This is a genomic window from Pseudomonas sp. HAR-UPW-AIA-41 (assembly GCF_002304225.1).
Taxonomy (GTDB): Bacteria; Pseudomonadota; Gammaproteobacteria; order Pseudomonadales; family Pseudomonadaceae; genus Aquipseudomonas.
The window spans coordinates 276,715-294,444 of sequence record NZ_NSLB01000004.1 but is presented as its reverse complement, the minus strand read 5'-3'; the positions used below and the strand labels follow the sequence as shown (position 1 = coordinate 294,444).

The window sequence follows — 17,730 nt, the reverse complement described above, 5'->3', positions numbered from 1 at the left end:
TGTTTTCCAAGCGTGAAGTCGGCGCGACAAAGCGCGCGAGTATAGCGGCTGTTAAGGGCTGAGCGGCTAGGCACAAAGGATGCAAAGTTTTACCTGCATCGCTGAGCTGGAGGGCATGCCATGACGATTCACTGCCTGGAACATTCGGCCTTGCACTCGGCTGTAGGGCACGGCCCAGACCTGCCTGAGCAGGCTGCGCGTATTGAAGCGCGATGGCTGGCTGGACGAAGCGGACGGCCTGCCGTGCTGCTGCTGGCGCTGCTGTGGGGACGTCGTTGCCCTGAAGTGGTGCATTTTCTTGAGCGGAGCCTATCAGCGCTATTTGCCGATTATCAGGCGACCCCGCAGGCGTGGAGTGAAACCCAGGCATTGCGCCAGGTGTTGTCCGCGCTCAATCAGCAGCTGTTCACTCAGCGTGGCAGCGGTGCCCTGCTGCCGGAGGTCAGTGCCGGCGTGTTGTTGCTGCAGGGCGATGAGGCCACCTTTATGCAGGTGGGCGATTGCGGCCTGTTGCGCTGGCGCGAGGGGGTGTTGCAGAGCCTGAATGGGCGCGAGAGCGCGCCGCTGGGTGTGCAGGCCGAGCTGGGCCTGATCCAGCACAGCCTGCCGCTCAGTTCGGGTGAGTTTCTCCTGCTGGCGCCACAGCCCTTGCTAGCGGTGGCCGATCTGGAACTGTTCAGTGCCGGCTGCCGGACGGCTACCCCGGCCGGTCTGACGGCGCTGCTGCAACCCCTGCTGGTGGCCCCCGGTGCTGCCGCGGTGGTGCGTACCGGTTCGCTGGCTCCCGTCCAGTTGCCGGCTCCGGTTGAGCCTCTGCCGGTGCTGGCGCCGCTTGCGCCGGGCGAGTCGGTTGAAGGCTGGACGGTACTGGCGCCGGTAGAGTCCGGCCCTTCTGGGCGCCTCTGGTGGGCGGAGCAGGAGGGCGAACGTGTCTGGCTGTGGCTGGCCGAGCAGCCGGTGGACGAGCTGTTTCGTCAGCGCGAGTGGGTGCTGCGGCGTGCGCCCTGTCCCGGCCTGCCCGTGTTACTGCCGCGGGCCGAGCCGCGCCGTCATGCCCTGCAGGTGCTGCGGCCGTTGCCCGGGCGGGTGTTGTCGCTGGCGCAGTGGCGCCGAGAGCATGCCCGCCCGTCGGCAGCGCAGGTGCTGGCTCTGCTGCGTCCCCTACTCACGGCGGTGCGTGCATTGCAGCGGCGTGGCGTGCTCGGGCTGGTGCTGGACCCGCAGCTGATCCTGCTCAATGAGCAGGGGCGGGTATGTCTGCTGCCGGAGCAGGCGGCCTGCTGGCCCGGGGTGCCTCGGCAGAGTGTGGCGTCTACGCCATTGCCGTTGGCGCCCGAGGTGCGTAACGGACAGCCGCTGGACGGGCGTTGCGACCAGTTTGCTCTGGCCGCCCTGTGCTATTGGCTGCTGGGTGGCGAGTGGCCGTCTCTGGCGCTGGTAGATACACCTCAGCAGGTTCGCTATGAGCCGCTGGCGGAGGCTGGGCGGCAGTTGCCCAATGGCTGGGATGGCGTGCTGGCGCGTGCTCTGGCGCCACAGCCGCGGGCGCGCTTTGATGCCTTGTCGGAGTTCTTGCAGGCGCTGGAGCGACCGCTTAACGATGCGGGCCGGAGCGAGCCGCAGGTATGGCCGCAACCATGGCGCTTTGCTCTGCTCGGGGTGCTGATGGCGCAGCTGCTGTTGGCCCTGCTGGTGACGCTGATATGAGGCGGATATGAAAAAGGCGGGGCATCAGCCCCGCCTTTGGTGTTAACCGCTCAGGTTCAGTCGCCCAGTTCCAGGGTGTAGTTCTTGAATACCGTGTCTTCGCGGAAGCCGATCGACTCGTAGGTCTTCTGCGCAGCCAGGTTGTTCTGGCTGGTGGCAACGCGCAGACGGATGGCGTTGGTGTCCTTGGCCATCTTCTTGGCGGTCTGCAGCAGGCGGTCGGCTACCAGCTGGCGGCGGGCATCTTCGGCCACATAGATATCGTTGAGAATCCACACGCGCTTGAGCGACAGCGAGGAGAAGCTCGGGTAGAGCTGGCAGTAGCCGAGCAGGCGGTCTTCCTCGTCGGCCAGGGCCATGTAGATCACCGACTCCTTACGCTTGAGGCGGTTCTCCAGAAACTTGCGCGAGGAGTCCGGCAGGGCCAGCTCGCCATAGAACTCGCGGTACTTGATGAACATCGGTGTGAGCAGGTCCAGATGTTCCAGGGTGGCTTGGACTATGCGCATGGCTACCTCGTTGTAGTGTTATCCGCTTCAGATGAAGCATGGCTTATGCCAGCTTTGGCGCAATTGAGCGTGCTAGATACTTGCTGGAAAAGACAATCCAAGCAAGCGTTTGATTCATGGAGCGCCCGCGTCTTTCACTGCAGACCCTGTGATAACCTGCCGCGAGCATCTGGGGCCACGGCGGCCCGCCCTGCGAGGACATTCATGCATATCCATATTCTCGGCATCTGCGGCACCTTCATGGGCTCGCTGGCGGTGCTGGCCAAAGAACTCGGTCACCGTGTCACCGGCTCCGACGCCAATGTCTACCCGCCCATGAGCACCCAGCTCGAAGCTCAGGGTATCGAACTGATGCAGGGCTATGAGCCGGCGCACCTGCAGCCCGCGCCGGATCTGGTGGTGGTCGGCAATGCCCTGAGTCGCGGCAACCCGGCGGTGGAGTACGTACTCAATCAGGGCCTGCCCTATGTGTCCGGCCCGCAGTGGCTGGCCGACCATGTGCTGCAGGGCCGCTGGGTGCTGGGCGTGGCCGGCACCCACGGCAAGACCACCACCACCAGCATGCTGGCCTGGGTGCTGGAGCATGCCGGCATGAGTCCTGGCTTTCTGATCGGCGGCGTGCCGCAGAACTTCGGTGTATCGGCCCGGCTGGGCGGCACGCCGTTCTTCGTGGTCGAGGCCGACGAGTACGACAGCGCCTTCTTCGACAAGCGCAGCAAGTTTGTCCACTACCGCCCGCGCACGGCCATCCTCAACAACCTGGAGTTCGATCACGCGGATATCTTCCCCGATCTGGCCGCCATCGAGCGGCAGTTCCACCACCTGGTGCGCACCGTGCCGGGCGATGGCCTGATCATCCATCCTCAGACCGAAGAGGCGCTGGCGCGGGTGATCGGCATGGGCTGCTGGACACCGGTGCAGACCACCGGCACCGCCGGCCAGTGGCAGGCGCGTCTGCTCAGCGAGGACGGCTCGCGTTTCGAGGTGTACATCGATGAGGCCCTGCTGGGCGTGGTCGAGTGGTCGCTGACCGGCCAGCACAACGTCGCCAACGCCCTGGCCACGATGGCCGCCGCCCGCCATGTGGGAGTGGTGCCGGAGGTGGCGATTGCCGGACTGTCCGGTTTCAAGAGTGTCAAGCGGCGCATGGAGAAGGTCGCCGAGGTGAAGGGCGTGACCATCTATGACGACTTCGCTCACCATCCGACGGCGATTGCCACCACCCTGGATGGCCTGCGCAAGCAGATCGGAGATGCGCCGCTGATTGCGGTGATCGAGCCGCGCTCCAATTCGATGAAGCTCGGCGCCCACCGCGACGGCCTGCCCGGCTCGGTGACTCAGGCCGACCGCGTGTTCTGGTACGCTCCGGCCAATCTGGGCTGGGACCTGGCCGCCACGGTGGCCTCGTCCAGCGTGCCGACCGAGGTCTGTGATTCGCTGGAGGCCATCATCGCGGGGGTCAAGGCGCATGCTGTGCCCGGTACTCAGGTGGTGGTCATGAGTAATGGCGGTTTCGGCGGCCTGCACGGCAAGCTGGCGAAGGCACTGGAAGAATAGACAGCGGAAAATTCGCTCTCAATGCGTCGTGAGCGCAGGTTAGGCAAGGCGGAAACCTGCGAAAAAGCGCAGTTTACTGCGCGTAAATGAGCATTTTGAGCAGGGTTCCAACGCGGCATAACCCAGCGCAACAGCAGTGAGAGTGAATTTATGGTTGGACCAGAACGCATCACCTTGGCCATGACCGGCGCCTCCGGCGCGCAGTATGGCCTGCGTCTGCTCGACTGCCTGGTGCAGGAGGACCGCGAGGTGCACTTCCTCATCTCCAAGGCGGCGCAACTGGTGATGGCCACCGAGACCGATGTGGCTCTGCCGGCCAAGCCGCAGGCCATGCAGGCCTTCCTCAGTGAATACACCGGCGCTGCGCCGGGGCAGATCCGCGTGTACGGCAAGGAAGACTGGATGGCGCCGCCGGCTTCCGGCTCGGGCGCGCCGAGCGCCATGGTGGTGGTGCCGTGCTCGACCGGCACCCTGTCGGCCATTGCCACCGGAGCCTGCAACAACCTGATCGAGCGTGCCGCCGATGTGGTGCTCAAGGAACGTCGTCAGCTGATTCTGGTGCCGCGCGAGGCGCCGTTCTCCAGCATCCATCTGGAGAACATGCTCAAGCTGTCCAATCTGGGCGTGACCATCCTGCCGGCGGCGCCGGGCTTCTACCATCAGCCGCAGACGATCGATGATCTGGTCGACTTCGTGGTCGCGCGCATCCTCAACTGCCTGAACATTCCCCAGGACATGCTGCCGCGCTGGGGCGAGTATCACCTGGCCAGCGATGACTAGTAGGCTGTTGAAAAGCGTTGGCGAGGCAGCCAGCGCAAGGCAAAAACAGGCGAAGAAGCGGAGTTTACGAGTGGTAAATGAGCATTCTGAGTCTGTTTTTAACACTGCGATGGCAACGCAGGTAGTTTTTCAAAAGCCTGCTAAGGCGCTGCCAGCCCTGCTGCTGGCCTGCAGCATGCTGCAGGGGTGCGCCAGCATCAGCACGCTGAATGCGGCCAAGGCCGATGCTCCGGTGATCTATGCCGGCACGCGGCTGGACTGGTACGCCATCAATGGCGGCTGCTGCCCGACCGAGCGCTTCGGCACGCCGGCGCCGGCTTACCCGCAGGCTGATCTGCCGTTCAGTGCGCTGCTCGATACCCTGCTGCTGCCGTTTGCCGTGGCTGCCGAGCTGGGCGTGACGCTGGGCGTAAGCGGTGGCCTCTGATACTCAGTTGGCCCAGCCGCGGTAGACCCAGGTCATCGGGCGCGGGCCCTTGAGGTAGCTGGTTTCCAGCTGTCCGATGGTGAAACCGCCGGCTTCGAGCAGTGCCGGAATATCGCGGTTGAGGTGGCAGCCGCCGGCTAGGGGCTTCCACAGCGGGGTGAGGCGGTTCTGCCAGCGTACCACCGGCGCATCGGGGGCCAGGCCATGTTCGCTGAACAGCAGCTTGCCGCCGGGCTTGAGCACCCGACGCATCTCGCGCAGGGCGGCGACAGCGTCGGGGATGGTGCACAGGGTAAAGGTGCAGACGATGCTGTCGAAGCGGGCATCCTCTGCCTGAATCTGTCCGAGCTCCAGGGCAATCATCTCCACCGGGATGCTGATCTGCTCGGCGCGCTGGCGGGCCAGCTTCTGCATGTCGGCGGAGGGGTCGACGCCGACGATGCGGCGGACTTTGGCCGGGTCATAGAAACTCAGGTTGAGACCGCTGCCGATGCCGATTTCCAGCACCTCGCCTTCGGCCAGTGGAACAACCTGGGCGCGGGTTTTCATTACCGCGCCCATGCCACAGGCGTAGTCGATCAGGTGCGGCAGCACATGGCGCTCGTACAGGGCCTTCATCTCAGCGTCCCAGGTGGCGCAGCTCGGCGGATTCGACGATGCGCACGCCTTTGCCTTCCTCCAGGGCCAGGCGCCACAGGGCGCGGGCCAGGGTGCAGGCTTCGATGGCGCGGTAGTTGCCGGGGATCAGGCGCATCAGTGGGGCGGCCAGGCCTTCGCCGGCGCGTGGCTGGCTGCGGTTGCCCAGCAGCAGCGAGGGGCGGGCGATGGTCAGCTGCTCGAAGCCGAGGGTTTGCAGGGCCTGCTCCAGCTCGCCCTTGACCCGGTTGTAGAACACCAGCGAGCGGGCATTGGCGCCCAGCGCGCTGATCACCAGCAGATGGCGCACGCCGAGGGCTTTGGCACGCTCGGCAAAGGCCAGCACCAGTTCATAGTCGACCGCGCGGAAGGCTTCCTGCGAGCCGGCCTGCTTGATCGTGGTGCCCAGGCAGCAGAAGGCAGTGTCCAGCGGGCCTTGCAGCTTTGGCAGCAGGTCGGCCAGTTCACCGACGGGGTTTTCCAGATGCAGGTGTTCGGCCAGCGGCCGGCGGCTGGGGGCAAGCACGCGCTCGACGGTGCGCTCGTTGAGCAGACGGTCGAGCAGGTGTTCGCCGGTCAGGCCGGTGGCGCCGGCAAGCAGAATGCGTTGTGGCGTCAGATACATGGTGAACTCCCTGGTGCCTGTTCTGAAGGCTTATGTGGGCTCATGGCGCGCTCTCCTGGCGGCTGTTCTGGGCCAGCGCGGCGCGTTGCTGCTGGCGCAAGGTATTCCAGGCTTTCTGCACGGCGGGGGCGTCGGCCAGTTGCGGCTCGGAGGCCTCGAAGTCCTCGGCTTTTTCACGCTCGCTCACGTAGCGCTTGGCCAGCGCGAAGGCCTCACCGAGGTTGTCGGTTTGCTGCAGGGCCTGCTCGAACAGAGCGCGGCCGAAGTAGGTGAAGTCGTTTTCTTCGGAGCAGCCGAAGGAGACCCGGTCGGCACGGGCAGCCGTCATGATCAGGGTCTTGTCGTCCTGCAGCGGGGCAATGAAACCGCCGGAGAAGCAGGCGGAAATCACCAGCACCTTGTGCCGTTCGCGCAAGGGCTTGAGCAGCTCGGCCAGCTCGGCGGCCGGCAGGTTGTTGAGTTCCAGACCGGGCTGTTGCAGCACCAGCTGGTGGTCGTGCGAGCCGTGGCTGGTCAGGTAGAGGAAGATCAGGTCTTCGTTTCCGCTGCGTTCGGCCAGTGTCTGGATGGCCTGGCGCAGGCTTTCGCGGCTGGCCAGCGGGCGTCTGGTGAACTGCTCGCGGTGGTTGATCAGGGTGATGTTGCCCCGCGCGCCGAAGCGCTCGCGCAGCAGCCGGCTGACGTAGTCGGCCTCGCGCAGGAAGACGCTCTGCTGGCCGTCGCCGGCCAGGGTCAGGCTGTACAGCTCGCTGGCCGGGGTGGAGGCAGGCACCGCCGCGAGGGCCTCCTGCAGCAGTTGCCCCTGCCTGAGGATGCCCTGCTCCAGCGGGTCGGCCAGTGATTGGCCATCAGCATCACGCAGACGCACGCCGTTCAGCCAGTGGCCGGCCTCGATCTGGCCATCGGCCAGGGTCAGGTGACCCTCGCCCTGATACTGGCCGTGGGCGAACTGGCCCTGATAGCGGCTGCCGTCGGTCAGGCGCAAGTCACCCGGTCCGTGGTACTGCCAGTTGCGCAGCTCACCGACGTAGTGTTCACCGTCGGCGCTGCGGAACTCGCCCTGGCCGCGCAGTTCGCCGTGGCGGAAATGGCCGCTCCACACATCGCCCTCGGCGCTTTCATAGCGGCCCTGGCCGTGAAAGCGCTGATCCTTGAACTGGCCGCTGTAACGGCTGCCGTCACTGCCGACAAAGCTGCCTTCGCCGTTCAGGCGGCCGCGCTTGAACAGGCCGCTGAACTGATTGCCATCGCCGTCCACCAGCACGCCCTGGCCGGTCGCTTCGCCCCTGACGAACTGTCCCTGATGGCGGCTGCCGTCGGCTAGTTCGAGGGTGCCGTAACCGTGGAAACGATCGTTGCGAAAGCCACCGCTGTAGCTCAGCTCGCCCTGGGTCAGGCGCCCCTCGCCGTGCATGCGCCCGTGCTTGAAAGCGCCTACATACTCGCTGCCGTCGGCATAGGTCAGGCGACCCTGGCCGGAAAATTCGCCCTCGACGAATTCGCCCTGATAGTTCGCCCCCTTGGGATCGCGCCATTCACCCGGGCCGTTGAGCTGGCCGTTGACGAAGCGGCCGCTGAGCCAGCTGCCGTTGGGGTAGTCGAGACGGCCCTGGCCTTGCAAGAGCCCGTCGACGACTGCGCCGCGGTAACGCGCGCCGTCTGGCAGGCGGGCATCGGGCGGTGTCAGCGGCTCACCGTCGCCGCAGGCGGCGAGCAGAAGCGCAAGGCTCAGTGGTAGTAGGCGGTGCATGGCAGGTCCTTGGCGGTATTGCTTCCATTCTGGCGCAAAAAAGCCCGCCGGAGCGGGCTTTTCGGAGCGGCCGGACTCAGACGAAGCAGAGAGTCAGCGGCTCGGCGATGTAGGCCGGTTTTTCCTGACCTTCGATCTCCAGCACCGCCTTGGCTTTGAGCAGCCATTGGCCGGGGTTCTTCTCGTTGGCGTCGGTCAGGGTGACGACCAGGCGCACCTTGGAATTGACCTTGACCGGTTGGATGAAGCGCACGCTGTCCAGACCATAGTTGACGGCCATTTTCAGACCCTCGGGCATGATCATGATTTTTTCCATGAGCATGGGCACCAGCGACAGCGAGAGGAAGCCGTGGGCAATGGTGCCGCCGAACGGGGTCAGCTTGGCTTTCTCGGGGTCAACGTGGATGAACTGATGGTCGCCGGTGCACTCGGCGAACTGGTTGATGCGTTCCTGATCGATGGTCAGCCACTCCGAGCGGCCGAGTTCCTTACCGATATAGTTCTTGATGTCTGCAACTGCTACGAACGGCATACGTCCTCCATGAGGGGCGGGTTGTTATTCTTATTGGCCCCGGTCTGCCAGCTTGGCTGTGCGGTCCTGCTCAGCCTCGGGTGCTGGATCGCCCGGTGCGCTATGGCCCTAGATCATCACGCGGCTGCGCCTTGGTCAAGCGCATCAGTGCGCGAAATCATCGTTTATCCACCCGGCGACGAACTGCCATAATGCCGCGGCATGCTTGCAGGAGATTTCCATGCTGCTCCGTGGCCTGACCGCGCTGGTGCTGTTCCAGTTGCTCGGCACTCTGCTCAATGTGCTGTGGCTGAGTTTTCTGCCCGGGCCGATCATCGGCCTGGTGCTGCTGTTCATCTTCCTGCTCTGGCGCGGTGAGGTGGACGAACCGCTGGCCGTGGCCTCGACCAGCCTGTTGCGCTACCTGCCCTTGCTGCTGGTTCCTGCGGCGGCCGGGGTGATGCTGTATGGCCCGGTGCTGAAGGCCAATTTCTGGGCGCTGGCAGCGGCGCTGTTGCTGTCGCTGGTGCTGGCCCTGCTGTTTACCGGCTGGCTGATGCAGCGCCTGATCGAGCGTCAGCAGCGCCGGGAGGCACCATGAGCGCCGACTGGCAGGCGGCCTGGCAGGCTGTCATCCACCACCCGCTGTTTGCCTTCGGCCTGACCCTGGGTAGTTACCAACTGGCCATGGCCGCCTACGAGCGCACGCGCTGGGTGTTCCTGCAGCCGGTACTGGTGTCCATGGCGCTGGTGATCGGCAGCCTGTGGCTGCTGGATATCGGCTTTGAGGAATACCGTCGCCATAGCGAGCTGCTGACCCTGTTTCTGGGACCGGCCACGGTGGCTTTGGCTGTGCCGCTGTTCATGAACCTCAAGCGCATCCGCCTGCTGTTCTGGCCGGTGTTGATCACCCTGGTGCTGGCCGGCGTGGTTGCCACCGTACTGGGTGTCGGTCTGGGCTGGCTGTTCGGTGTCGACCAGCAGATGCTCATGACCCTGGCACCCAAGTCGGTGACCTCGCCCATCGCCATGCTGGTGGCCGCCGAGATCGGCGGCGTGGCTGCGCTGGCGGCGGTGTTCGTGCTGCTTACCGGGGTGCTGGGTGCGATGTTCGGTCCCGAGCTGCTGCGTTTGGTTGGCGTCCGCCATCCGGCGGCGCAGGGCATGGCTCTGGGCCTGGCCGCCCATGCGGTGGGCACGGCGCGGGCGCTGCAGGAGGGCGAGGAGTGCGGCGCCTTTGCTGCGCTGTCGATGAGTCTGATGGGGGTGGCCACCGCGGTGCTGTTGCCGTTGGTCGTGGCACTGATTGTGTGAGGAGCCTTCTGTGAGCCTGCCGTTGTTTCCTCTCAATACCGTGCTGTTTCCCGGCTGCCGTCTCGATCTGCAGATTTTCGAGGCGCGCTATCTGGATATGGTGTCCGCATGTATGAAGCGCGGCGAAGGTTTTGGCGTGGTCGGCATCCTTGAGGGGCGCGAGGTGGGCGAGGCTCCCGGGCGTTTCGCCTGGCATGGCTGCGAAGCGCTGATCCGCGACTTTCACCAGCAGGGCAATGGTCTGCTCGGCATACGGGTTGAGGGTGGGCGGCGTTTTACCGTGCAGTCCTCCCGGGTGCAGCCTGATCAGTTGCTGCTGGCCGAGGTGCAGTGGCTGGACGAAGGCGAGGACCGCCCGCTGCTGGCCGAGCATGTCGACCTGGCAGCCCTGCTGTTGGCGCTGGCCGAGCATCCCATGGTGGCGGCGCTGGGCATGGGGGGTGTGGTCGAGGGCCAACAGGCGCTGGCGCATCAACTGGCCTATCTGCTGCCGCTGAGTCAGGAGCAGAAGCTGGAGCTGCTTGAGGAGGCGGATGCCGCGCAGCGCCTGGCGCGCATACAGACCTTTCTCAGTGCCCTGCAGGGCGAACTGATTGCCTGAAGGCGCTCAGCGGTAGCGGTACAGCTCGATGGCTGCCGGCAGGGCCCAGGTGGCGAAGGCACCAAACAGCGCCAGCAGGGCTGGTAGCAGCAGCCACCAGACTTTGGCCGGCAATGCCGGCATCACCTGATGACGCTGCATGAGCGCCAGGCTGAAGGCGCACCAGGTGCTGGCCAGCAGGCCGCCAGCCAGCAGATCGCTGGGCCAGTGCACGCCGAGATACAGGCGCGATACGGCAATGGCCAGGGCCGGCAGGCAGGCGAGCAGCAGCCAGGCCAGGCGTGAGCGTCCCGGCAGGCCACGTCCGGCGAGAATCCCCAGTACCAGAAAGAAAGCAAAGGCAGCAGAGCTGTGCCCGCTAGGCAGGCTGAAGGTGTGCAGTGGCTCCAGCAGCACCTCGGGGCGTGCCCGCTCAATCAACTCCTTGAGCAGGCCGTTGCTGACGGCTGTGCCGAGCAGTGCAATGGCAGCAAACATCAGGGCACGCCACTGCCGGGCCAGCGCCAGCAGTGCGATCAGCAGCGTGCCGGCGGCAACCTGGGTGGTCAGGTCGCCGAGGCGGGTGATCACCACCATCAGACCATCCAGTGTTTCATGGCGTTGCTCCTGCACCAGGCTGAGCAGGCCCTGATCCAGATCGGCCAGGCCGCGCCAGCCAATCAGCAGGGCGATCAGCAGGGCGAGGCTGAGCAGGGCGCTCATTGGCGTGGTCCGGCGCTGTTCGCGCAGGGTACCGTGGATCGTCAGGCCCAGCAGCAGTGCCAGGCCGCCGGCGACCAGCGCGGCGTTCTGCCAGAAGTCTTCCGGCAGCGGCAGGCGCAGGGCGGCACCGGTGGCCCAGCCGGGCAGCAGGTAGGCAACGGCCCAGCCGCTGCCGGCCAGCAGGCTGACGGCAGTGAAACGCCCGAATGGCATGTCGAGCATGCCGGCGACCATGGGCAGCATCGGGCGCAGCGGGCCGATGAAGCGCCCCGCCAGCAGGCTGATCACGCCGTAGCGCTCAAAGTGCTGTTCGGCGCTGGCCAGCCATTGTGGATGGTCGCGCAGTACCGGCAGCCCGCGAATGTTCTGGTGGAAGCGGCGTCCCAGTGCGTAGCTGCACAGGTCGCCGAGCATGCCGCCGACAAAGCCCAGCAGCAGGGTTTCCCACAATGGCAGGGCGCCATTGCCGGCCAGCACGGCGACGGCAAACAGCAACACGGTGCCGGGAATCAGCAAGCCAACAATGGCCAGGCATTCGCCGAAGGCGAGCAGGAACACGGCCAGACCCAGCCAGTGCGGATGGGCCGCCAGCCAGGCGGTGAGTGTGTCGAGCCAGGCCATCAGTGGGCAATCTCCAGTGAGTCGGGGTTGTTCAGGCAATGGTAGTCGCGCCCGGCCACCTGCCCGCGGCGCAGCGGATTGCGGGTGCAGTGACGGGCGTACTCGGCTTCGACCAGACGGTAGGGCAGATGTTCGTCTCGCCCGGTCGGGATGCCCAGGCGGGTGGTCTGGATGATGGAGGCCGGGCGCGCGCCGATGTCGTCGACAAACAGCCGTTGCGGGTCGAAGCTACGGGCATCCCAGTCCGGCACCTTGAGGCCAAGGGCGCGACAGAGCAGGGTCTGGCCGCTGCACAGCGTCTGCAGTGAGCGTGGCCGGCCCTGGCGGTCGGGATTGTTGTGCAGCATGCGGGCAATGGCGTCAGCAGTGCAGCGGGTGTCCGGCCAGACCAACGCCGATTTGATCAGTACGGCATTGCCCGGGCCGGCGGCACTGAAGTTCAGCGAGTCGCCACCGCGGGCGTAATACATATAAATGTGGCCGCCCTCGAGGAAAAGGGCGCGCCGCTTGTGGGTGTAGCCGAGTGAGGCATGGCTGCCTTTTTCCGCGCCGTAGTAAGCCTCGGTTTCTATGATGCGGGCGCTCAGCCAGAGTCCGTCGACACGGTGGCGGATCACCTTGCCCAGCAGGTCGGCGGCGACTCGTAGCGCATCGCGCTGAAAGAAAGCACCCTCCAGTGGGCGCGCTTCCGGCCAGGGCAAACTTAGGGTGGGTTCATCGCGCATGGGGCTGTCGTTGGGCTCGCTGGCGGCATAGGCTGGCCGATTATAGGGGGAGCGCCGGGCCTGCCGGGGCTGCCGACAAACACAGAAAAACAATAAGAGCCGCCCATGCCTCGCACCGATAGCGCCCATATCAGTCCCAGCGCGCATTACACCGGCTATGTCTGGTACCGCCATCAGTTGTCCAATCCGGCCTTCGTCACCGATTTCGGGCGCTTTGCCCATGCTGTGCTGAGCCCAATCACCTGGGCAGCGCGGCGCTTCGATATCGATCTGGAGCGCCTGCTGCTGCAGCGTCATCTGCTGATCGACGCCTTGCTGACGGAGGCCATCGAGCAGCGTGGCGTGACCCAGGTGGTGGAAATTGCCTGCGGTCTGTCGCCTCGTGGACGGCGCTTCTGTCAGCGTTACCCGCAGTTGCATTACGTTGAGGCTGATCTGCCGCCAATGGCCGCCCGCAAGCGCCGTCTGCTGGCCAGTCAGGGCTGGCTGGGCGAACAGCATCAGGTGCAGGCGGTGGACATCCTCGCTGAGGGTGGCGAGCACAGTCTGGCGGCCCTGTTCGCGCGGCTGGACCCGGCGCAGCCGGTGCTGGTGATTACCGAGGGGCTGGTCAACTACTTCGAGCTGGCGGTGATTGAAGGGTTCTGGGCGCGCCTGGCTGAGCAGCTCAAAGGCTTTGTCCGGGGCAGCTACCTGACCGATCTGTACCCCGATCTGCAGGAGCATCCCAGCTATCGGCAGTTGCGCTGGGGAGTGGGGCTGGTGGGGCTGCTGACCCGCGGCAAGTATCCGCTGCATTACCGCGATCAGGCGGCCATCGAGGCTGGCTTCGCCCGCTGCGGATTCAGTCAGGTCGCCGTGCTCGACCCGCATGAGGAAAGTCTGCGCCGTCAGTTGCCGCGCGGGCGTCTGCCGGGGCTGGTGCGGGTGATCGACGCCCGCGTCTGATCAGGCGCAGGCGGACAGTGGCGCAGGCTGCAGTTGGGCTGCGAGGGCGCCGCTGGCATCGGCATCGCTGTGCAGGGTGACGAAGCTGAAGCCCTGACCGTTGTGCTGCAGGGGCAGAATTTCCAGGGCAGGTCTGTCATTCCACTGCAATTGCCAGCCGCGGGCGGGCAGGCCGTCGGGCAGGGCTGCGTTCAGCTTGCCGCCGAAGAAGCCCAGCTCGCTTATCTCCACCAACCAAGTGCCGGCCTCGGCATGGCGTAGTTGTGCGCGTGGCTGTTGCGGGCGAAGGCGCGCTTCACTGCGGCGCTCCAGCAGCGTCAGAAACTGTGACGCCAGGGTTCGTCCGCCGCTGACCTGCTCGGGGACCGGTTCGCCGCGCAGGAACGGCTGGTACAGCGCGGCGCAGGCTTCGCGGCGCTCGAACTGGGCCAGGTGATCGGCGCTCTGAATCAGGCTGTAGCGCCCCTGTGGGCAGGCGGCCGCGAACAATGCCTGCTCCCACGGCTGGGTGAAATGGTCGAACTCGCCGGCCAGTACCAGCGTCGGGCATTGCGGGTGCTGGCGGAAACCGGCGAAGTCGAGCAGGCGCTGGCTGTTCTGCCGGTAGCGGGCGATCTCGGCGGCCGACAGGCGTTGCATCTGTCGCAGCAGGGCCTTGCGAAACGCCGGGGCGACATCGGTGTGCTGCAGCTGTTGCGGGTTGAGCAGGTTGTTCAGGGCGGCCTGGGCGAAGGCCTGCTGGCGCCCTTCGGCGAGCAGGTTGAGGCCCTCCTCGAGAAGGCGCCGCGAGCCCGGGCGGCCGAAGGCGGTAATGCCCGACAGCAGCAGGCGGGCGCAGCGCTGCGGATGGCGGCTGGCGAACAGGGCGGCCAGGGTTGAGCCATAGGACAGGCCGATGGGCATCAGTGCTGGCAGGTTTAGACTGTCGGCAAAGCCGGCGATCAGATCGGCCAGTTCTTCCAGGCTGAGCTCGCCGGCTTCCTGAAGGTTGCCGCCCTGGCCAGGCAGATCGAGGAGAATCACCGGGTGTTCGGCCAGCAGTTCCTGCACCTCATTGGCGAAGGAGCGAAAGCTCTGGAAGGCGCCGCCGAGCATCAGGACCGGTTCGCGGGAGTCGCCAGGCGAGCTGGAAAACGCCAGGTAGTGCAGGCGCCACGGACCCAGTTCGAGCACATCCGGGGCTGCGCCAAGCAGGCTGGGGTTGAAGTCGGTGCGGTAGCGCATGGGCGGTCTCCGGCACTCCTGTGCCTTGTTGTTGTGTGCTGCCGTCGGCCTGAAACGCTATTGCGACGGAGGCTGTGAGGGTCAAGGTAAACATCGTCGGTGTTTTTGTTTACCCATCCTTCGGGTGGGGGAGGGTCTGCGGCGAGCGGCGGGTGTCACCGTTTCGCTGTCTTGGCCCTGTTTGCGGGGCTGGCGGGGTGACGCGAAGGTGCAGCGGGATGCACTGTCTACCATCTGGCCGGCATGGCTGGGCTTGCCGGGGCTGCGCGGCTATAATCGGCCGTTTTCCTTGAATGTCAGGCTTGATTGACCATGACCGAGTCCGTGCTCGACTACATGACCCGCCTGGGTCAGGCTGCCCGCGAAGCCTCGCGTGTGCTGGCCCGCGCCAGTACCGCCCAGAAGAACCGTGCCCTGCAGGCGGCTGCTGGCGCCCTGGATGCTGCCCGCCCCGAGCTGGTGGCGGCCAATGAGCTGGATCTGGCTGCCGCCCGGGCCAATGGTCTGGAACCGGCCATGGTTGACCGTCTGGCACTGACCCCTGCCGTCATTGACTCGATGATCGAAGGCTTGCGTCAGGTGGCGACCCTGCCGGACCCGATCGGCGAGATTCAGGGCATGCGTTACCTGCCGTCCGGCATTCAGGTCGGCAAGATGCGCGTGCCGCTGGGCGTGATCGGCATCATCTACGAGTCGCGGCCCAACGTGACCATCGATGCTGCCAGCCTGTGCCTGAAATCCGGCAACGCCACCATCCTGCGCGGCGGCTCCGAGGCCATTCATTCCAATCAGGCGATTGCCCGCTGCATCCAGCAGGGGCTGGCCGAGGCCGGTCTGCCGGCGGCGGCCGTGCAGGTGGTGGAAACCACCGACCGCGCCGCAGTTGGTGCTCTGATCAGCATGCCGGAGTTCGTCGATGTGATCGTGCCGCGTGGTGGCAAGGGACTGATCGAGCGCATCAGCCGAGACGCCAAGGTGCCGGTGATCAAGCACCTCGATGGCGTGTGCCACGTGTATATCGACGTGGCCGCCGATCTGGACAAGGCCATTCGCGTCGCCGACAACGCCAAGACCCAGCGCTACTCGCCGTGCAATGCCATGGAGACCCTGCTGGTGCACAGCGCGATTGCCGATCGCGTGTTGCCGCCGCTGGCGGCCATCTACCGCGACAAGGGCGTCGAGCTGCGCGGTTGCGAGCGTACCCGCGCGTTGTTGGGTGGCGATGTGCTGGTCGCGAGCGAGGATGACTGGTACGCCGAGTACAATGCGCCGATCCTGGCGATTCGCATTGTCGATTCGCTGGATGCGGCCATCGAGCACATCAACAAGTACGGCTCGCAGCACACCGACGCGATCATCACCGAGAACTTCACCGATGCGCGGCGCTTCCTCACCGAGGTGGATTCCAGCTCGGTGATGGTCAATGCCTCGACCCGTTTTGCCGACGGCTTCGAGTATGGCCTGGGGGCGGAGATCGGCATTTCCACCGACAAGCTGCATGCCCGTGGTCCGGTCGGTCTGGAAGGCCTTACCAGCGAGAAGTATGTGGTGTTCGGCGACGGGCACATTCGTACCTGATGGGGCGTACCTGATGGCCCGGCGCATCGGCGTCCTCGGCGGCACCTTTGATCCGATTCACATCGGTCATCTGCGTGGCGCACTGGAAGTGGCCGAACTCCTGGCGCTGGATGAGGTCCGACTGATCCCCAGCGCCCGTCCGCCGCACCGGGATACGCCACAGGTCACCGCCGAGCAGCGCCTGCAGCTGGTGCGTCTGGCGGCAGAGGGAGAACCGCTGCTGCGGGTGGATGACCGTGAGCTGGCCAGGGCGACGCCGTCCTGGACCATCGACACCCTGGAGTCGCTGCGCGCGGAGCTGGGTGTGGATGACCAGCTGTTTCTGCTGCTGGGCTGGGATGCCTTCTGCGGCTTGCCCAGCTGGCATCGCTGGACTGAACTGCTGCAGCACTGCCATCTGCTGGTGCTGCAACGCCCGGATGCCGACACTGAAGCGCCGGAAGCACTGCGTGATCTGCTGGCGGCACGCAGCGTGAACGAACCGGCAGCCCTGTGCGGGCCGGCCGGGCAGATTGCCTTTGTCTGGCAGACGCCGCTGGCGGTGTCTGCCACTGATATTCGTCGCCGTCTGGCGACAGGCCGCTCGGTGCGCTTTCTGCTGCCCGATGCGGTGTTGCACTACATCGATGCGCACGGACTGTACCGGGCGCCGAACTGATTACCGAGGACGTGTTACCCATGCAAAACGAACAACTGGTCCAGCTGGCGGTTGCCGCACTGGAAGATATGAAAGCTCAGGACATCACCGTGATCGATGTGCGGGGCAAGACCAGCGTCACCGACTTCATGGTGATCGCCAGCGGCTCCTCCAGTCGCCACGTCAAGTCGCTGGCCAACGAGGTGCTGGAAAAGGTCAAGGAGCAGGGCGTGCGCCCGATCGGCAGCGAAGGCCTGGAAGGTGGTGAGTGGGCTCTGCTCGACTTGGGTGATGTGGTCGTGCATGTGATGCAGACCGCTACCCGCCAGTTCTATGACCTCGAGCGTCTGTGGCAGGGTGCCGAGCAGAGCCGTGCCCAGCATGGTCCGGAACACGAGTAAGCCGCTGCCGTGCGCATTCGCCTGATTGCCGTCGGCTCGCGCATGCCGCGCTGGGTCGAGGAGGGTTGGCAGGAGTACGTCAAGCGCCTGCCGCCGGAGTTGCCTCTGGAACTGGTGGAAATTCCGCTCAACACCCGTGGCAAGAACGCCGATGTTGCCCGCCTGATCCGTCAGGAGGGTGAAGCCATGCTGAGCAAGGTGCAGCCCGGCGAGCGCATCGTCACCCTGGAAGTGCACGGCAAGCCGTGGAGTACCGAACAACTGGCGGCCGAGCTGGAGCGCTGGCGTCTGGATGCGCGTACGGTCAACCTGATGGTCGGCGGTCCGGAAGGGCTGGCGCCGGAGGTCTGTGCGCGCAGTGAGCAGCGCTGGTCGTTGTCACCGCTGACTCTGCCGCATCCTCTCGTGCGTATCCTGCTCGGTGAGCAGATCTACCGGGCCTGGACTGTCTTGTCCGGGCACCCGTACCACAAATAA

Annotated in this window: 20 protein-coding genes; 12 read left to right on the top strand and 8 right to left on the bottom strand. The window is 65.5% G+C overall.

Going from position 1 to position 17,730, the window contains the following annotated elements; all coding sequences use genetic code 11:
* Window positions 1-120 precede the first annotated feature (120 nt).
* Window positions 121-1,707 carry a protein kinase gene (locus CK486_RS10620; RefSeq protein ID WP_095940264.1) on the top strand — a complete coding sequence of 529 codons (1,587 nt, stop codon included), beginning with the start codon at window positions 121-123 and terminating at the stop codon, window positions 1,705-1,707.
* Window positions 1,708-1,763: 56 nt separating this feature from the next.
* Here the strand turns inward: CK486_RS10620 and CK486_RS10615 are convergent, their stop codons facing one another.
* Entirely contained in the window at window positions 1,764-2,216 is a 453-nt protein-coding gene (locus tag CK486_RS10615; RefSeq protein ID WP_095940263.1) for an N-acetyltransferase, read from the bottom strand.
* 204 nt (window positions 2,217-2,420) lie between these two features.
* Here CK486_RS10615 and mpl point away from each other — a divergent pair, with 204 nt between their 5' ends.
* The 3 genes from mpl to CK486_RS10600 all read left to right on the top strand — a co-directional run bounded on the left by mpl (window position 2,421) and on the right by CK486_RS10600 (window position 4,980).
* Window positions 2,421-3,773, top strand: a complete 1,353-nt coding sequence (gene mpl / locus CK486_RS10610; protein WP_095940262.1) for a UDP-N-acetylmuramate:L-alanyl-gamma-D-glutamyl-meso-diaminopimelate ligase — start codon at window positions 2,421-2,423, stop codon at window positions 3,771-3,773.
* Window positions 3,774-3,923: 150 nt separating this feature from the next.
* Complete coding sequence (gene ubiX, locus CK486_RS10605; protein WP_095940261.1) at window positions 3,924-4,553, top strand: flavin prenyltransferase UbiX; 630 nt, start codon at window positions 3,924-3,926, stop codon at window positions 4,551-4,553.
* A 175-nt stretch (window positions 4,554-4,728) separates the two neighbouring features.
* Complete coding sequence (locus CK486_RS10600; RefSeq protein WP_256574403.1) at window positions 4,729-4,980, top strand: YceK/YidQ family lipoprotein; 252 nt, start codon at window positions 4,729-4,731, stop codon at window positions 4,978-4,980.
* Between the two features lie 3 nt (window positions 4,981-4,983).
* On the opposite strand, the gene CK486_RS10595 is transcribed toward CK486_RS10600, so the two are convergent.
* The 4 genes from CK486_RS10595 to CK486_RS10580 all read right to left on the bottom strand — a co-directional run bounded on the left by CK486_RS10595 (window position 4,984) and on the right by CK486_RS10580 (window position 8,523).
* Window positions 4,984-5,598, bottom strand: coding sequence for a class I SAM-dependent methyltransferase (locus tag CK486_RS10595; RefSeq protein WP_095940259.1), 615 nt, complete (start codon window positions 5,596-5,598; stop codon window positions 4,984-4,986).
* Window position 5,599: 1 nt separating this feature from the next.
* The gene (locus CK486_RS10590; protein ID WP_095940258.1) at window positions 5,600-6,241 is read right to left on the bottom strand and encodes an oxidoreductase; all 642 of its coding nucleotides are present in this window, start codon (window positions 6,239-6,241) and stop codon (window positions 5,600-5,602) included.
* Window positions 6,242-6,281: 40 nt separating this feature from the next.
* Window positions 6,282-7,991 (bottom strand): C13 family peptidase, encoded by a 1,710-nt coding sequence (locus CK486_RS10585; RefSeq protein ID WP_095940257.1) that lies wholly within the window; start codon window positions 7,989-7,991, stop codon window positions 6,282-6,284.
* 76 nt (window positions 7,992-8,067) lie between these two features.
* Window positions 8,068-8,523 carry a MaoC family dehydratase gene (locus CK486_RS10580; protein WP_095940256.1) on the bottom strand — a complete coding sequence of 152 codons (456 nt, stop codon included), beginning with the start codon at window positions 8,521-8,523 and terminating at the stop codon, window positions 8,068-8,070.
* A 220-nt stretch (window positions 8,524-8,743) separates the two neighbouring features.
* On the opposite strand from CK486_RS10580, the gene CK486_RS10575 reads away from it, so the two are divergent.
* Genes CK486_RS10575 through CK486_RS10565 form a run of 3 tightly spaced genes read left to right on the top strand, consistent with a single transcriptional unit; the run spans window position 8,744 to window position 10,417 of the window.
* Entirely contained in the window at window positions 8,744-9,103 is a 360-nt protein-coding gene (locus tag CK486_RS10575; protein ID WP_095940255.1) for a CidA/LrgA family protein, read from the top strand.
* Window positions 9,100-9,816 carry an LrgB family protein gene (locus tag CK486_RS10570; RefSeq protein WP_095940254.1) on the top strand — a complete coding sequence of 239 codons (717 nt, stop codon included), beginning with the start codon at window positions 9,100-9,102 and terminating at the stop codon, window positions 9,814-9,816. The genes CK486_RS10575 and CK486_RS10570 overlap by 4 nt, the downstream gene beginning before the upstream one ends.
* Window positions 9,817-9,826: 10 nt before the next feature.
* Entirely contained in the window at window positions 9,827-10,417 is a 591-nt protein-coding gene (locus tag CK486_RS10565; protein WP_095940253.1) for an LON peptidase substrate-binding domain-containing protein, read from the top strand.
* A 6-nt stretch (window positions 10,418-10,423) separates the two neighbouring features.
* Here CK486_RS10565 and CK486_RS10560 read toward each other — a convergent pair whose 3' ends face one another.
* Both CK486_RS10560 and CK486_RS10555 read right to left on the bottom strand, forming a co-directional pair.
* Window positions 10,424-11,743, bottom strand: a complete 1,320-nt coding sequence (locus CK486_RS10560; protein ID WP_095940357.1) for a bifunctional DedA family/phosphatase PAP2 family protein — start codon at window positions 11,741-11,743, stop codon at window positions 10,424-10,426.
* Entirely contained in the window at window positions 11,740-12,465 is a 726-nt protein-coding gene (locus CK486_RS10555; protein WP_095940356.1) for a DNA-3-methyladenine glycosylase, read from the bottom strand. The genes CK486_RS10560 and CK486_RS10555 overlap by 4 nt, the downstream gene beginning before the upstream one ends.
* Window positions 12,466-12,570: 105 nt before the next feature.
* Here CK486_RS10555 and CK486_RS10550 point away from each other — a divergent pair, with 105 nt between their 5' ends.
* Window positions 12,571-13,413 carry a class I SAM-dependent methyltransferase gene (locus CK486_RS10550; protein WP_095940252.1) on the top strand — a complete coding sequence of 281 codons (843 nt, stop codon included), beginning with the start codon at window positions 12,571-12,573 and terminating at the stop codon, window positions 13,411-13,413.
* Here CK486_RS10550 and CK486_RS10545 read toward each other — a convergent pair whose 3' ends face one another.
* Window positions 13,414-14,637, bottom strand: a complete 1,224-nt coding sequence (locus CK486_RS10545; RefSeq protein WP_095940251.1) for an alpha/beta fold hydrolase — start codon at window positions 14,635-14,637, stop codon at window positions 13,414-13,416.
* A 312-nt stretch (window positions 14,638-14,949) separates the two neighbouring features.
* Here CK486_RS10545 and CK486_RS10540 point away from each other — a divergent pair, with 312 nt between their 5' ends.
* The 4 genes from CK486_RS10540 to rlmH are packed head-to-tail and all read left to right on the top strand — an operon-like array spanning window position 14,950 to window position 17,730.
* Window positions 14,950-16,215, top strand: a complete 1,266-nt coding sequence (locus tag CK486_RS10540; RefSeq protein ID WP_095940250.1) for a glutamate-5-semialdehyde dehydrogenase — start codon at window positions 14,950-14,952, stop codon at window positions 16,213-16,215.
* 13 nt (window positions 16,216-16,228) lie between these two features.
* The gene (gene nadD, locus CK486_RS10535) at window positions 16,229-16,873 is read left to right on the top strand and encodes a nicotinate-nucleotide adenylyltransferase (RefSeq protein ID WP_095940249.1); all 645 of its coding nucleotides are present in this window, start codon (window positions 16,229-16,231) and stop codon (window positions 16,871-16,873) included.
* Window positions 16,874-16,893: 20 nt separating this feature from the next.
* Window positions 16,894-17,253, top strand: coding sequence for a ribosome silencing factor (gene rsfS / locus CK486_RS10530; RefSeq protein ID WP_095940248.1), 360 nt, complete (start codon window positions 16,894-16,896; stop codon window positions 17,251-17,253).
* A gap of 9 nt (window positions 17,254-17,262) precedes the next feature.
* On the top strand, window positions 17,263-17,730 hold the full coding sequence (gene rlmH / locus CK486_RS10525) for a 23S rRNA (pseudouridine(1915)-N(3))-methyltransferase RlmH (RefSeq protein ID WP_095940247.1): 468 nt from the start codon (window positions 17,263-17,265) through the stop codon (window positions 17,728-17,730).